Annotated in this window: 10 protein-coding genes; 3 read left to right on the top strand and 7 right to left on the bottom strand. The window is 45.1% G+C overall.

The window, feature by feature from the left end:
• Positions 1-83: 83 nt before the first annotated feature.
• The 3 genes from JGK16_RS09460 to JGK16_RS09450 form a co-directional block, all read right to left on the bottom strand.
• Positions 84-287, bottom strand: a complete 204-nt coding sequence (locus JGK16_RS09460; protein ID WP_293190336.1) for a hypothetical protein — start codon at positions 285-287, stop codon at positions 84-86.
• Between the two features lie 8 nt (positions 288-295).
• Entirely contained in the window at positions 296-1,093 is a 798-nt protein-coding gene (gene cysE, locus JGK16_RS09455) for a serine O-acetyltransferase (protein WP_293176439.1), read from the bottom strand.
• Between the two features lie 190 nt (positions 1,094-1,283).
• On the bottom strand, positions 1,284-1,766 hold the full coding sequence (locus JGK16_RS09450; protein ID WP_293176437.1) for a hypothetical protein: 483 nt from the start codon (positions 1,764-1,766) through the stop codon (positions 1,284-1,286).
• Positions 1,767-1,879: 113 nt separating this feature from the next.
• Here JGK16_RS09450 and JGK16_RS09445 point away from each other — a divergent pair, with 113 nt between their 5' ends.
• The 3 genes from JGK16_RS09445 to mrdA all read left to right on the top strand — a co-directional run bounded on the left by JGK16_RS09445 (position 1,880) and on the right by mrdA (position 5,792).
• Positions 1,880-2,173, top strand: coding sequence for a hypothetical protein (locus JGK16_RS09445; protein WP_293176435.1), 294 nt, complete (start codon positions 1,880-1,882; stop codon positions 2,171-2,173).
• Positions 2,174-2,375: 202 nt separating this feature from the next.
• Positions 2,376-3,791 (top strand): transposase, encoded by a 1,416-nt coding sequence (locus JGK16_RS09440; RefSeq protein ID WP_293202993.1) that lies wholly within the window; start codon positions 2,376-2,378, stop codon positions 3,789-3,791.
• A gap of 171 nt (positions 3,792-3,962) precedes the next feature.
• The gene (mrdA, locus tag JGK16_RS09435; RefSeq protein ID WP_293176431.1) at positions 3,963-5,792 is read left to right on the top strand and encodes a penicillin-binding protein 2; all 1,830 of its coding nucleotides are present in this window, start codon (positions 3,963-3,965) and stop codon (positions 5,790-5,792) included.
• 423 nt (positions 5,793-6,215) lie between these two features.
• On the opposite strand, the gene JGK16_RS09430 is transcribed toward mrdA, so the two are convergent.
• The 4 genes from JGK16_RS09430 to JGK16_RS09415 form a co-directional block, all read right to left on the bottom strand.
• Complete coding sequence (locus JGK16_RS09430) at positions 6,216-7,952, bottom strand: DUF3352 domain-containing protein (protein ID WP_293176429.1); 1,737 nt, start codon at positions 7,950-7,952, stop codon at positions 6,216-6,218.
• A gap of 142 nt (positions 7,953-8,094) precedes the next feature.
• Positions 8,095-9,228 (bottom strand): flagellar assembly protein H, encoded by a 1,134-nt coding sequence (locus JGK16_RS09425; protein WP_293176427.1) that lies wholly within the window; start codon positions 9,226-9,228, stop codon positions 8,095-8,097.
• 475 nt (positions 9,229-9,703) lie between these two features.
• Complete coding sequence (locus tag JGK16_RS09420) at positions 9,704-10,984, bottom strand: hypothetical protein (protein ID WP_293190326.1); 1,281 nt, start codon at positions 10,982-10,984, stop codon at positions 9,704-9,706.
• An 8-nt stretch (positions 10,985-10,992) separates the two neighbouring features.
• Entirely contained in the window at positions 10,993-15,795 is a 4,803-nt protein-coding gene (locus JGK16_RS09415) for a S8 family serine peptidase (protein ID WP_293202991.1), read from the bottom strand.
• Between the last annotated feature and the right edge of the window lie 19 nt (positions 15,796-15,814).

Here is a 15,814-nt window from a genome sequence, read left to right as displayed (position 1 = left end):
TATTGGTTATTGGTTATTGGTTATTGGTTATTGGTTATTGGTTATTGGTTATTGGTTATTGGTTATTGGTTATTGGTTATTGGTTATTGGTTATTGGTTCCAATGCCCTGCGCGGGCATTCTTCCCTGTTTGGCCTTCTTCCCAATGCCCTGTTTGCCCAATGCCCAATTCCCAATGCCCAATGCCCAATGCCCAATGCCCAATTCCCAATTCCCAATTCCCAATTCCCAATTCCCAATTCCCAATTCCCAATTCCCAATTCCCAATTCCCAATTCCCAATTCCCAATTCAAATTTTAGATGCCGGTGCCGTCGAAAAATTCTTGAATTGCTTTATCTTTTAACTGACAAGCGGTGGCAACAGCTAATTGGTTTTTTTCAGCTACAGCTACATGACTGGTTTGATTTAAAGTTGAGAATGCTGAATGGAAATCGGAAACAGAAGTTAATGAGGCAGATGGTTGGGGAATCAAACTTTTTAGTTGCTGTTCGAGGGATTCGATACGATCGACTAAAGAGCGAATTACCGCAGCTTCGGAATCCGGCAAACTGCCGTGTTCTAGGGGATTGACGCGCACTCCCGATCGATAAACAATGCGGCCGGGAATCCCTACAACGGTACAGTCAGATGGTACGTCTCGCAGGACGACGGAACCGGCGCCGATGCGAACGTTGTTGCCAATTAGCAGGTTGCCGAGTACCTTGGCGCCGGCACCGACAACTACATTTTCACCGACGGTAGGGTGACGTTTGCCACTTTCCTTGCCTGTGCCGCCGAGGGTGACACCTTGGTAAATTAGGGCAAAATCGCCGACGATCGCTGTTTCGCCAATCACAACCCCCATACCGTGGTCGATGAAGACGCTTTTGCCGATCGTTGCCCCTGGGTGAATTTCAATGCCGGTCAAAAAGCGAGCAATGTGGGAAATTAAGCGGGGAATGAAGGGAAGACCCAGTACGTAAAGCCAGTGTGCGAGGCGGTGCAGCACTAGGGCCTGAAGACCTGGGTAACAAAACAAAACTTCCAGCCAGTTGCGAGCGGCTGGGTCGCGATCGAAAATTATACTGAAGTCAGCTCTAAGAGTCTTTAGCACTTTCGGATTTACCAATTTTGGTTAAACACGGCACTTTCGATCTTACATTTTACTTGATGGGGGAAGTTAGTGGCGGAGCGCGAGATTTGGGGAGTCGGAGATTGGGGGAGTGTCCCTGGAGCAGATTGGGGGAGATTGCGATAAAATTTGAAGATATTCGATTGTCCCCACCTCACAGCGCCACTGCACCCTATTCCTGTACTGAGATCGTATAGTTAGACTTGACTCCGGGTTCGAGTGTGCCGACCCAAATTTTGTATGAGCCTGCTTGCCAGTCTGAATCTACAATGCCAGCATCTTTATTCTGACCTGTATCGTCTCCGCAGCGCACGGTGTTACCGGGGCCTTGTACGAGTAAGGTGGTGTCCTTGCCTCCGCTGTTGACTTGGATGGTAAGTTTGTCCAAGTTTTGCTGCAAGACTATGATGTGGTCGGGAGTGGGGGTGGCAAAACCCAAACATTTGTTTTTGTGGCGATCGGCGTTGGCAATGGCAGATAGAGAGTACGATCCGCCTGTGGAACCTCTCAAAGCTGCTGTTGGGGCCCCAAAACCTCGCGATAAAATTAATGTGCCGAAATTGGCTGTTTCTGCTAAAACTGGGTGGGTGGCGATCGCACAAGTCGCAGCCAAGATCGCAGCGTTTTTGAAATGAACTCGCGGATTAAACAACATGGCACTACTCCTCTGTCACAACTTAAAATCACAACTCAGAATTTACCCATCGCAGCCCCAAGAATCCGAACTAGGAGAGGAAGAACATTTTTTTTTAATTAGTTCAAAACCTCTTGGTTTCTCTTCCTTATTTTTATCAGAACAACACCTGTGCGATCGCCCTTCCTCGTGCCACTCCCAGTTCTGCCACACGCGCCACGCTCATACCCGCAATTGTACGGTGTCAAGATGATAAATTTGATACTGCTTGCCTCTGTATTGGGAATTGCTTCCCTATTCGCCGAGGTTTTGCTATTGTTACCTATGACTCTATCTGGCTGGCTCCATTTCCCGGTTTGGCTCAGCCTGACTTTGATTTTGCTGGCTATTTCTTGGTGCTTGGGCGATTAGTTTGCAGCGATCGGTGACGAGTTATTAGTTATTCAAAAGCCAATTATCAGAAAATTGGGTTGAAAACCCCGTCATTATAGGACGGCTTTAATTCAAATATAGAGCAAGGCTTCAACTTTTAAACCTTTTCAATACAAAGAAGTATGACAAACCCTTCAATCCAATAGATTTTAGTTTAAGCTTAAATCAGGTACACAACAAACAGGAGGTGACTCAATCTTGTTGACCAACTATGTTTACAAACTTCGTCCAAATCAAACCCAAGATTTAAAAATCTCAAACTGGGTGGATATGTTGAGAAGTCACTATAACTGGTGCCTGAACGACAGAATCATTCAATATAACCAACAGTTTGTTCAAGGAGACTACTGCGATATCAGAAATCAGGTTGAAGCTTGTCCGTTAACCTGCTTCGTCAGTAAAAATGGTGCAACCGGCAATCCCTGGAAAGATGGCAAGGTAGATTTTGAAGGTAAACTCAAAAATCCTCGTCGCACTGCTGGTGACATTCAAATCACATCCTTACCGAAGCTCAAAATAGCTAGACCTTGGTATAGTGGCAGTGACTCAACAGTTTTGCAACAGAACGTTAAACGTTTAGATACTGCCTACAGAAACTTTTTTGAAGGCAGAGGATTTCCTCAATTCAAAAACCGTAGTAACTTTACCTCTTTTACTTTTGTAATGGGAATAAAGATACAAGGTAACAAAATCTACTTGCCCAAAGTAGGTTGGATGCGGTTTTATAACTCACGCTCAATCCCTGATGGTTTCACTATCAAGGCTTGTGCTGTCAGGAAGCGCCAAAATGGTTGGTACGTGTCTCTGAGGATCGAAGACAAGTCTGTTCCCGATTACAAGGCTAAATCTCTCCAGGATGTGGTTAAAGTAATTGGATGCGACTTAGGGATTACCAAGCTGGTGCATCTTTCCGATGGATATCAAATTGAAAATCCCAAATTTTCAACTAATAAAAAAGTTAAACGCACCTTAAAAATTAGACAGAGACGAGTTAGTCGCCAAGTCAAAGGCAGTAAAAATCGGAAAAAAACAGCCAAAAAAGTAGGACTATTACATCAAAAAATCAGCAATCGGCGTCAAGCGTATCAATGGAAAGTCGCTCACAAAATAGTGGAGCGAAATATTGATGCAATTGCTTTAGAAGATTTACATATTTCTGGAATGCTACGTCGTTGTCGTGTAAAAATTGAGGAGAAAACTGGAAGATTTCTCAAAAATGGACAGTCCAGAAAAAAAGGTTTAAATCGCTCTATTTCTGATGCAGGCTGGGGTGAATTGATTTTGAAGATTGAGTATCTAGCTGCAAAGCAAGGAAAGGTCGTCATTAAAGTCAATCCTAAACACTCTAGCCAAGAATGTCGAAATTGTGGTCATATAGATAAGTCCAACAGAGATGGTGAAAAATTCATCTGTGTAGAATGTGGCTATCATGAACACGCTGATATTGGTGCTGCAAAAACGATTAGAGATCGAGCTTTGAAAATGGTACGCGGGGACTCTGCGAAACCTGGTACTATGTACCTAGACGCCCAAAAGGTATCACCACGCTCAAAAAGCAAATGTGGTGAGTTTGGGAACCCTAGCCATAGGGATATTAAGACCGAAATGTCTTAAGAATCCCCGTGCCTTGACTGCCGGGGAGTGTCAACAATCTTTCCGCTTCGCCCAACGGTCAATTCCCGTTAATGCAGCTTGCACCTATAGAACGGCCCCGGGTGTGATGATGTATACTGCAAAATTGACAATCAGGACTCTAAAATCTAGGATTTAACATCTACCTATAGAATGATGCAACGAGAAATTTCTGCGCTCTCTGAATTTCGCTCGAATGACAAAACTCTGCTGGAAACTCCTAAGAAACAGTCGCGTCCGATACACCGGGCGATCGTGTTAATGCTAGTAGCAACCGGTTTGCTGGGCCTGCACGCTAGCCGGCTGGTGGAATTGCAACTGGTACAAGGCAAGCAAAACCGAGAACGAGCCGAAAACAATCGCGTTCGCCTAGTACCGATGCCGGCGAATCGCGGACACATTGTCGATCGCAAAGGCAAGCTGCTAGCGGCTAACAATTTAGCTCGATCGGTCTATTTGTGGCCGAAAGAACAAACGCCCGAAGAGTGGAAAGTGACAGCACAAAAGTTGAGTCCGCTGCTAAAAATCCCGGCTAAAGAAATATTAGAGAAATTAAAAAAAGTCGATCCTCTATCCTACAGACCGGTGCGAATCAAGCAAGCTATGCCACCAGCATTGTTTGTACCGCTAGCAGAACAGGTGGGACAAATGCGGGGAGTGGAAGTGCGGCCAGAAGCAAGCCGCTACTATCCCGAAGGCAGTTTAGCTGCTCACGTTTTGGGATATATTGGCGAAGCTACCGCAGAAGACTTGAAAGCTCACCCGGAATATCCAATGGGGATGATTGTCGGTCAGATGGGCATAGAAGCAAGTTCTAACAAGGAAATTGCGGGTGTGTGGGGCGATCGGCTGATCGAAGTAAATGCCCAAAATCAAGAATTGCGACTGATGGGGGAGACACCGCCCAAACCGGGCGAGGCAGTGCAGCTAACCATAGACTTGTCCATGCAAAAAGCAGCCGAAACAGCCCTGGGGAACCGCCGGGGAGCAGTAGTGGCCCTTGATGTGAAAACCGGCGCGGTATTAGTTTTGGCCAGCCACCCGACTTTTGACCCCAATTTGTTTACGCGAAAAATCACTAAGGATGATTGGGCAACTCTTCAACAGGAAGAAAATCCATTTGTGAATCGAACCATGCAAGGCTATCCCCCCGGCAGCACGTTTAAAATTGTGACTTCCGTCGCGGGGATGGAGTCGGGCAAGTTTTCGCCGGACTCAATTATTGGTACTTCGTCTTACATTACTGTGGGGGGAATTGATTTTAACGAACACAGCGGCGGTTACGGAAACATCGGCTTTCGGGATGCCTTGGCTTTCAGCAGCAATACGTTTTTTTATCAAATCGGGATGAGTGCCGGGCCGGACGAAATTGCTAAGTGGGGACACCGCTTGGGCATTGGCAAGGATACGGATTTGAAGCTTTTGGGCCTAGGCGGTGGCGATCACGGTCAAATGCCGACCCCGGCCCAGAAGGAAAAAATCTATAAAGAACCTTGGTATGCTGGTGATACGGTAACAATGTCGATCGGTCAAGGGTTCGTGTTGGTGACTCCTTTGGAGGCGGCGGTGATGGTAGGTTCGATCGCCAATGGTGGTAATCGGGTCAAACCGCATCTTTTGAGTTCTCTGACTGGCAAGCCTGAGACAAAACCAGTACCTACGGGGATGAAACCTTCGACAGTTAATGTGATTAAAGAAGGACTCGTGGCAGTAGTTACCGACGGTACGGGACAGGGGCTCAATGACGGTTCAATTCCACTAACAGCGGGCAAAACTGGGACTTCGGAGGTGATCGGACAGAAGGATCACTCGCTGTATGTGGCCTATGGGCCTGCGGACAAGCCGGAAATTGCGATCGCCGTGGTTGTGGAAAATGGCGGTTTTGGTTCTGTTGCCGCGGCCCCCATCGCCAAAGAGGTGTTTCAAGCCTATTTTGGGAAACCTAAAACACCACCCAACCCAATAGTAGTCAATCCTGAGTAGTCATTAGTCATTAGTCATGTTTTGCGAGCTTAAGAGCTCGCGAACGTTACTCGCGAACGCTATTAGTCATTAGTCATGTTTTGCGAGCTTAAGAGCTCGCGAACGTTATCAGTCATTAGTTATGAGACAGTAAGCCCAAACACAATGTTTGTGCCAATAATTTTTAAACGTGCTATGACTCATGACTGGACTGGGAGCCTCTCACTTTTGGAAAAAGCAATTTCTTTACAGTGCGAGCGTCCCCGCTCGCGAGTGTTGGATAGATCGCGAGCGGGGACAGCACTATAAAATCAAAACTGAGATGCTCCCACTGCACTGCTGATAGATGGTCGAGGTGCGTTTACGTAAAAAACCGGGTTTTTACCACCCCTACGGATGGCATCAAACTGTCCGAATTATTGACAACTGACAACTGACAACTGACTAATTCAGCCGCATAAATATTGTAGCTTTGCGAATTCCTGTTATTTCTCCCGTACTGGTGACGGTGAGCGATCGCAAGTGGTCAAAAAGTGGTCTTGCAGAAAGTTCAATTAACCTCAACAGCGGGATTTGTTTTTCCCAAATTGCTCTGCTGGAGGGCCAGTCTAAATAAAAATAGCCGTCGTTAGCTGGCGGTAGCGGTTCGATGCTGGTTTGAAAATCTTGATTTGCCACCAAAGAGCCTGTTTCGGCTGCTTTGAGTGCTGCGTCCATTGCTTCTACGGAAGTCGTGAAAATTTCGTATTTGCCGACAGTGGCTCGAACTCCTTTTGCCTCGGTTTCGATCGCACTTTTGCTATTGTTGTTTACATCGTAACTCTGGCTCGTTGTCAACTGCGTCCAAGCGGTAATTTTCTGGTTTCTGAGAGTAAAGTTGCCGATACTGTATTCTTTGCTGCGGGCAATTTCATCGAGTTTGTCGATCGCCTTTTGAGCATCAGCAGATTTCTCGGCCGCAAAAATCCAGTCGGGAGTGTTTGACGAACTCGGAACCACGGCTAAAGCGTATTCTCCTTGTACCCAGTTAAATATATCTTGGGGCAAATTGACGCCCCAATTTTCCTGAAGATCTGCGATCGCGCGATCGACTAATTTTGAAGCCTCTGCGTTAGTTGACACCGCCGATGACAAATCAGTCCAAAAATTCCTTAAATCGGTGCTGGCGACAGTGAAAGGACTGGCTGAGGGTATGTACTGCAAGGCTTGCACTGGTGCGGAGAGTGTGGGAATTGCTGTTTTGTCTCCCGATGTCACCAAAGCAGTTTGGGCCAGCAATCCCCGTCGGTTGACTCCGATAGCAACTGCGAGGGAATTGGGGGAAACTTGGGAATTTTGCTTGGTTTCCGACTGCGGGAGATTGACAAATCCTAAAGCTATTCTGCCTTGAGTTAGCTGCTGCAAAGCTTTTTGATAGTTAGGACTGTTGTTGAGATTCCGGTTTGCTGATTCTACGTTATCAATTGCATCTCGCAGCACATTCGGACTGTTGGAAAATAAAACAAAACTACTGTTACTTCCTGAATCAGAACTACCGCCGATTGCTGCTGTTGCAAAGCTGGGAGGCAAAGTTGAATTTGGTAGAGAAAGCGAGTTGAAAGACCAAATCGAATCTTTTTTAGGGTTAGTTATTGGTGACTCTTTATAATAAATTTTGACACCTTTGTATACTTCCGACTGCACAGTTTTCTCCTTACGAGATTCTTTTTGCCAGTAGGAAGTGAGAAATTCTTGACTGCGATCGGCATTTTGGGAGGAAACGGCTAGCAAAAACCCGGTTTGTTTGCCGTTGTTGAGTTCGCGATCGTCGAAATCTGGCGTGGTGGTGGCGAAAGTAATTTCGTCACCTATCCAAGGTTGGATATCGCGACTGTAATCCAGGCCAGTATTAACGAGGAAGCTTTTTTTTATTTGCTCGAATTCAGCGTGCGATCGGCTTCTTTCTTCAGGAGAGGCAAAGATTTGTCGCAATGCTTCGAGGCGATCGGGATTTACCAGCATTGAAACTAACACAGGTGATTGTTTCGAGACAAACACAGCCGCAGCCGGAGTAGTTGTCGGCCCACCGGCGAGCAGATTGAGGGGAGTTTTGGTTGACAGCCAGTAAAAACCGCCTGCACTCAAGGCTAAGAGAGCCAAAACGCCAGCAATGAGGAAAGAAAAGAACGATCGCAGCTTCATACAACAAGGACTAATGACCACAGTCTACTATTAACTACAGTAGCGCATGACCGTAGCTATTGACATCTGCAAAATATAGAGGCGGTGTCTGTGAGAAACCGCCCCAATATTGACAGGCTATTACCCGTCAGTTTATTTTTTTCTAAGTCAATGATTGTGCCAATCTAGCCATCAGTTCTTCAATCGATAATTGAGGCAAGTCTGCCAACAGCGATGATAAATTGTCTGGGGATAAAGCCAGCAGATAGGGGATGAGATTTACCGGGATTTCTTCTAATTGTCCCGATTGAATGAAGGTTTTTTCCATAACTGTTTGTGCCAACAAAATTTGCACATTTTGGTGTTCATTTTCTCCCGCAGGCAGAGTAGACAATTGCACTAACAGCAAGGTGAACTCGGCAACAGGCAAAGCCGAAATCGGTAGAATTAATGCGACAGTTCGTGGGTCTAACTCCCCATATCTAACTTGCAAAAAACTCTCCAAAATCATCCGCTGTCCTTCTTCCCGGCCTTGTTGGAGGCCTTGTTGGAGGCCTTGTTGGAGGCCTTGTTGTTGTGCAGCTTCTAAATGTTGTTGAAAAAGAGGTGCAATCGCCATAACTAACTCCTGATCTTCATCATCCCCTGCGGGAATAGGTGGTGTATTCGCTTGCAAATTTGCCTGCAAGATGTACAATAATTCTAGCGCGTTAGTTCGGAGTGGATTATCGACAGGCAACGCACTTAGTTCTGCGATCGCCTGTTCCTGTACCCGCCCGCGGCCCAACATCCGCAACCACATAGTCTCGGGGCTTCTCGGTAGCTGGTGAATCGCGATTAGTCCGACTCTCCAAACCTGAGTTAAAAAATAAACTCCTTTCGCCCAGCCCTCCGACTCTTCGGGAACCCGAAAACCAAAACTGTCCAGTAAAAGTTCCGAAGCAGTGGGAGTTAAAATCCACAACCTCGGCAATTGTCTTTCTTCTAAACGCTGGTCTTCTCGATTAGTCTGCCGCCCCAGTTTCGCCCTACTATTTAATAGTTTTACCACACAACTGAAGATTCCCTCAGTATTAACCGGATTGCGAAACGGCTCAATCACAGCTACAGTAGCAGCCATCTTACCCAATAAACCCAAACTCTGAACATATTCGCCCTCAAAAGAAGTGGGTTGAAACCAGACATCAATTTCTCTGACTTCAGCGGTGACATCTTTGCTGGTTTCTACTTCTCCCAGAGGCGACAATAACTCTTGAAGGTATTCTTTAGCAAACTGATCGTGGGGAAACTTAGTCATAAAGTCAATGTTTTGCACTCCCTGCTATTTTACACAAACAAATAGTCATTAATACAAACCCAACTCAAATATTAACAATATCAACGTCCTCTGAACAAAGAGTTTTACTGCCAAATATCAGTTATAAATTATATGAATATTTGCTCGCGTAACTGGGAAACCAACGTTCGACAAGAATTGCTTATCATCAAGGTCAATTAGAAATTATGGTGCCGCTACCGGAACATGAAAATCGCAACAGACCGATCGATCGCACTCAAACAGCAGGCGCAACCGCAGCAGTGCGAGAATTCCGGGAATGGGTGAGGAATAGGTAATTGTGAGTCTACCAACTCTTAACGTGCGAGATCCCTCGTGCACGCAAACGACAATCACAGAGCTCGCACAAAACTGGTGTTTGACTGTGCGGGGGCGAGGGCGCGAGGGCGATCGGATTATAAATCAGTCACTTTTCAACATTCACCGACACGTCCAACTACTTAGATTCAGGATTCCAACGCATCCCAATAATTGCCATTCCAGTTGGCCCGCTTGTTGAAATAATTATTGTTCCATCTGAACTATTCGCAGTTACAAAATTAGTAGCAGTCCTCCAGTGATAAGGAAATATATCTTTGCGATAGACATTATCGTCCACTACAAAAGTTTTCTCAACGCGAGATCCCTTGTACCACACAGCGCGATCGAAACCGTAAACCAACGTGCGATCGCCCTCAACTGCAACTACATTTAGTCTCAGCGGAAAGGGAAATGAGTTATGTATGAATGGAATAGAAAATGGTAAATCTGGCTTTTTGTATTTAATAGAAAGCCTTCGATATCTACCATTACTAATGCAAATATCTGCCCATTTGTTATCGACATTAAGAGACACAAAAGCATCGCCTGTTGATGTAAGACCCGCATTCTCTATGGTTAAGTCAGCATTGACATTTCTAGTGCTGTAGTAACCCAATGCACCAGCAATACCCACAGTCAGAACCCGCTCCTTTGAAAAGGATAAAAGTGTTCCTTTTATAGGTTGATGCAACGCAATAGGAACAGCATACTTTTTTCCATCTGGTTCTAGACATTGTATGCGACGCACACTGTTTCCATCTAACGTGCACAGTGCAATTCCCGATCCAACTGAACTATTAAATCCTTTCCACGGGTACGGCCCACGTACCTTACCACTGGCACTTACAAACCAAGCTTCGTCAAGGCTCATCACCCAAACAGCGTCTTTTTCAACACCTACAATCTCTGTACCAGGAATTTTGACGGACTGTTTTAGCACTCCTGTGGTGTCGTAGTGAGATATTATTTGATTACGAATAGACCAAACTCCGTCACTGCGAGCACCGAGACTCCCTGGCGACTCTAGTAGCGGTATCACTTTTGCAGTCTTGCTCACAAAAATAGCAGTCGGCATTGTTTGCTCGTTACCTTTAACGACAGTGCTTGCTAGTCCTCCTGGACTTACAGAGGTTTCTATGTAAGGTCTTACTGGGTAATATTTAGGGCCTGGTATCCCTCTAACTTGCGCCGCTTCAGGAGGAGGGGGTTGCATTTCTACTGCTTCTAGCTTAATTGGATTATTCCACTCCTTTTTTGCAATAGTCCAAATTTTTAGTTGCATACAACTAATTGGTTTTGTTGATTCCTCTGGCTGCCTATGGTTTTTTAACTCCTTTGATTGCCAATATTTTTCTTGAAAAATAACTGCGGTTATAAGCAGTATAATTGCTGATACAAACAGGTAACGCTTTTTCATGATGGTTGCTAAATCTTTCCTGCTTTTATCGCTTCTGCAAGAGGAGGTCCGATCTGTACTTGTCCTGGTAAATCGCCAATATCAATAATCTGTATGCGATTCTTTTTTCCATCACCTAGATCTGGAAATTCCCACAAACTGACAACTAGCGATCCAAATAGTGAGATTGCTACATGACCAGGAAATGGTGTTCTATCTGTAAAATACACTAAATCTCCAGGCTGAGGATATTTTGTTGGGCTGGAAGCATCTTTTTTACGAGTTGGGTAGAATGGTAACTCTGGATCTCTACTGTATCCCATTGTAGTCATCTGTCGGCCTGTTGGGTAAGTTGATTCTAGAAAATTCTTGATCTGTTTACCACTAATTTGACCGCAGAGAAAAGCTGCATATAAAATCATTTCCCAGCAGTTCATTGTCGCATCAAAAGATAAAGCATTCTCCGTATTTCCATACAAAAAATGGGAAATCAAGTCATTGGGAGTGTTACTCCAGCGCTGCTCTCCTGTGAGTAAGGATGCTGCGATTGCAGTTGCTAACTCTGGTTTGCTGCTAAAACTATCTCTGATGAGTCGCATCATTTTTGGGTCTTGAGTTATTGTCCTTCGCTCGGATTGTGAAGACCTAAAAATTAAAGCAAAAATCTTGTTATAATTGGCGATCGCCCCTGCCCCTGTTGTCAATAATCTCCTGATTTTTTCCTTGAAAGAAGGTTCTCCACCACCACCAGGCCCAGCAACCCAATTATCAGGAGCATTATTAATTACCTTCTCAGATTCAAGCTCTTTAAAAGTACGACGCGGTGGTGTCCAAATATCCTGACTCGGCTTAGGAGGCTTATTTAACTCCGGTGGCACATTCTTCCCCTTCGGAGCCTTATTCAACCGCGGTGCCTCCCCAAATTTCGGTACATCATTTACCTGCGGTGTTGTTTTCTTCGGATCGAACCCTCCCCTTTTCGACTCAGATTCACTCGGCAAATACTTGCCATCTTTCCAACTAGACTTCGACCAACTCTCACTCCAATCATTCCTGCCATCATCCCAGACTGTCCCGCTACGAGTCCAACTCCAGTCACTGCGACTACTGCTATAAACAGCTCTTTTAGTCGTCGATTCAGAATCTGAGCCACTGATAGTCTCACTCCAACTGTAACCTCCCTTAAAGTAAGACTTGGTGTAACTCGAAGTCCAGCTAGAATACTTGTAAACGTCACTCACTACCCCCTTACTATCGTAACTGCTATCCCTCAACCATTTTTGGTAGGTCGAACTGCCATTCTCTTCTTTTCGACCATCTTTGTAAGTTGTTACTGTCTGTGAATTACTCGTCTTTGAGGTATCGCTATTGCTAGACGAATTGGTATTGTTGCCTTCGGTACTGCTATTACTTTTACTCGCGGTTATTGTCGATTCATCGCTGTTACTTTTGGTCGTGTAAGTATCAGCTTTGTATTCAGTATCCCACTGCTGTTGATTTTCAGAATAGCTTTCACTTTCGTTTTTGGAGCTGGGTTTTCCGGCACTGTTACTGCTGGAAGAGTTTGATTTATTGATTGAATAATGGTCGCGATTGTGGTTTCTAGTATCTCCCCCATTTTTGTAACTTTCCGTGCTGTTGCCCTGAGTTACTGAGTAATTATTATCTCGATTGTTTCTCCAAGAGTTAGTGCCGTTGCTGCTGTTTGTTTCTTGGGACTGATTCTGGGTATATGTGTCTGTGTTGCTCTTATTTTTTGATTTGCCGTCATCGTAACTGCTGTTAGCATTACTGTTCCCTTCTGAGTAAGTATCGCGGGTGCTACTACCGACGGTTTTGCCGTTGGTTGTGGTGTTGTCCCAGGTGTTGTTGGTGATTGAATGGTTGTCGCTGCTGTTGTTTGTTTTGTATGAGTCGCTGCTTGTTTTGCTGTGAGAGTTGGATTGAGTGACTTCGGAATTATCGCCGCTGTAAGTGCTGTTGGAATTGTTGCCTTTGCTGCTCGAAGTCCAGTTAATTTTTCCTTTTCTTTGAGTTGTAGTGTTGTCGCCGGAAGTTCCATTACTGCTGGTGTACTGATTGTTTGTCGTTGATTTTGAACCTGAATCTTCTTGGGTTTTGGAGTTGCTCTCTCCATTGTTACCGTCATGTTTCCCATCGGATTGAGTTTGGCTGTTTAGGTAACTGTCAGAAGCACTTTTTTGAGTTTGTGAAGGACTGGTATAGTTGCGATTTGAACTCCATTTCTGTTTGGATGAGGTTTGGCTGTTTCCTGTGCCTTCGTATTTGAGTCGGTTGCTGCTTGACTGGGATTTATCTGTTCTTTCTATTGAGTAGAGGGAAAGGTTTTTGTCTGTGTAGTCCTTGGTGTTTGTGTTTGTATCTGTTTTTGTTTCATAAAAAGAGTTGCCATTACTGTTGGTATTGGTACGGCTTTTGTTCCAGTTGGAGTTTGTGTGTGAGTAGCTTCTGTTGGTTTGGGTGTTTGTGCTGGTTGTACTGCCGGATTTGCTGGTATTGCTGGTAGTGTTTGGCGCTAGTTCTGTGGTAGTGGAACTGGTGCCGACGTTGTTGTCTCCGGTTGAGGTAGTGGTGGTTTTTGGTTGGTTGGTTGTAGCGTTGGTTAATGCTGCTCTTGATGACGGTTTGGCTGTGGCTTGGTTAATGTTTTCGTCGGGACTGGTTAGGGGTTTGATTAATTGTTTGGTGGCTGCTAATACTGGGATTGCGGGGATTGTTTGGGCGGCGGTGGCTATGGCTAATTCTTGGTTTAAGATGCCGTATCCTGTTCTTTCATCCCATCCGGGTACGTCGATGTCTGTTGCTGTTTCTAGGAGGATGTTTTTGATTTGTTGGGGGTTGAATGATGGGTTGGTTTCCCACATTTGGGAGATGGTTTTTGTGATGATGGCTGCTGCTATTGATGTACCTTGTTTTGGTTGGCTTGTGGTTTCTGTTGTGCTGCCAATTGTGTCCAATGCTAGGATGTCTAAGCCCTCTCCGTAGCTGGAATATGGGCTGCGGTTGTTGTTAGAAGCTGCGCCGACTGTGATGATGTTGGGGAATTCGGTTGAGGCTTGTCCTAGAGCTGAGGATTTCGAGCCTTCATTACCTGCGGCTGCTACAATCAGGATGTTGTTATCAAAGGCGTATTTGAGTGCTGCTGTTTCTGTTTCTGTCAGTTTGTGCCGTGTGGTTTGCGTGCCGTCGGGATTGATTTGGGTTAAGTCGAAGCTGAGGTTAACTACGGCGTTTGGTTGTTTTGATGCTTTTGCTGTGTCTACAAATTCTATCAAGGATTCGTGCCAGTTGCCGGAACCTGTGGCTCTTCCCAACCAAATTGGTGTTTGGTGATTGTTTTTGTTTTTGTCACCGGCAATTATTTCTAATATTGTGTTTCCGTGTTGGTTTCCTTCGTTTGGTTGGAGTAGGGGGTTGTTGTCTTTGTCGATTAAGTCTTTTCCGAGGATGATTTGGCTGTAGTCGATGTTGGGGTTGTCGGCGGCAAAGCCGGTGTCGATGATGCCGATTAATAGTTGAGTTGGTTGGGGGGAATTGAGAGTTGTTTCTAATTCGGTAGTCGTGTCAGCAACTGGGTACTCGTTAATCTTGGTTTCGGAGTCGCTTTGACTGGTGGCGATGATATGAAGAGGATTTTCTGGCTGATTATTTGCGGATGATGCTATTTCTGGAATAACGGTTATTTTTTGGGATTCGGTTTCAAAGTTAGGGTTTGCATACTCGTCAATGGTTGTTTCTGGCTGATTGTCTGTGTTGGGAATGATATTTGCTGAGTCTGACGGCAAATAATTTTGAGTGGTGGCTGTTTGGGGAATATTAGTTAGGTTTTCCGAGTCGGTATCAAAGTTGGCAATTGTGTATTCTGACTCGGATAGTGGATGGTTGTCGGTTGATTCTGCTGTGGCTAATGTGCGGTTGAGAGTTTCAAACAGTGTGGAAATTTCCTCGTCATAAATTAGTGGGAAACTTTCATCGGCTTGGCTGGTAATTTCGGTAGTGTCTGCATTGACAAAGGTATTGGGGAGATTTAATGAGGTATTTTCAATTTCCCCGGTGAGAATGTCTGTTGCTGCTGGTATTCCTGGTAACTCGGCGGTTTCTGTTTCAGTAGAAGCTGAGGGAATGGCAGTTGTTTCTGTTTTTTCACCTGTTATTTCGTCTATTGAATGAATAACTGCGACGGCTAGTTGAGTGTTTTCTGAGATTGTTGGGACTAGATTTGGGGAAATTGTCGCGTTTTGGGTTTCTGTCGTTGAGAAATCTAGTTTTTTCTCGACAGGCTTTCTCGTAACAGTCGGGTTTTGAGTTTCTGTGGCTGGAGAATCTGGTTTTTTCTCGACAGGATTCGCCACAGCAGTAGAAACAGTAGAGTTTTTAGCTTCTATGGCTGGAGAATCTGGTTTCACTTCGGCAGGATTTATCGAAACAATCGGATTTTTAGTTTCTGTTACTGGAGAATCTGCTTTTTTCTCGATAGGATTCGTCGCGTTTTTAGTTTCTGTGGCTGGAGAATCTGGTTTCACCTCAGCAGGATTTGTCGCAGCAGTGGAAACTGTCGTGTTTTTAGTCTCTGTCGTCGCAGAATCTGCTTTTGTCTCAGCAGGCTTTGTCGCAGAATTAGGAGTTTCTGAAACTATTGCGCTTTTACTCTCTATCGCTGAGGAATCTGGTTTTACTTCGACAGGCTTTGTCGTGTTTTTAGTCTCTGTCGCTGGAGAATCTGCTTTTACTTCAGCAGGCTTTGTCGTGGAAGTGGGAATTTCTGAAACTGTCGTATTCTTCGTGTCTGTCGCGGAGGAATCTGCTTTCACCTCCGCAGGCTTTGTCGTG

This window comes from Microcoleus sp. PH2017_09_SFU_O_A, from assembly GCF_020738625.1.
GTDB lineage: Bacteria > Cyanobacteriota > Cyanobacteriia > Cyanobacteriales > Microcoleaceae > Microcoleus.
Note: the sequence above shows the minus strand (reverse complement) of the source record. Positions and strands in the feature narration are given on the sequence as shown.

Bases quoted from the DNA above. Each gene is read 5' to 3' on its own strand.
- mrdA (WP_293176431.1), top strand. From the start codon at position 3,963: ATGATGCAACGAGAAATTTCTGCGCTCTCTGAATTTCGCTCGAATGAC.
- JGK16_RS09420 (WP_293190326.1), bottom strand. From the start codon at position 10,984: ATGAAAAAGCGTTACCTGTTTGTATCAGCAATTATACTGCTTATAACC.
- JGK16_RS09430 (WP_293176429.1), bottom strand. From the start codon at position 7,952: ATGAAGCTGCGATCGTTCTTTTCTTTCCTCATTGCTGGCGTTTTGGCT.
- JGK16_RS09425 (WP_293176427.1), bottom strand. From the start codon at position 9,228: ATGACTAAGTTTCCCCACGATCAGTTTGCTAAAGAATACCTTCAAGAG.
- JGK16_RS09450 (WP_293176437.1), bottom strand. From the start codon at position 1,766: ATGTTGTTTAATCCGCGAGTTCATTTCAAAAACGCTGCGATCTTGGCT.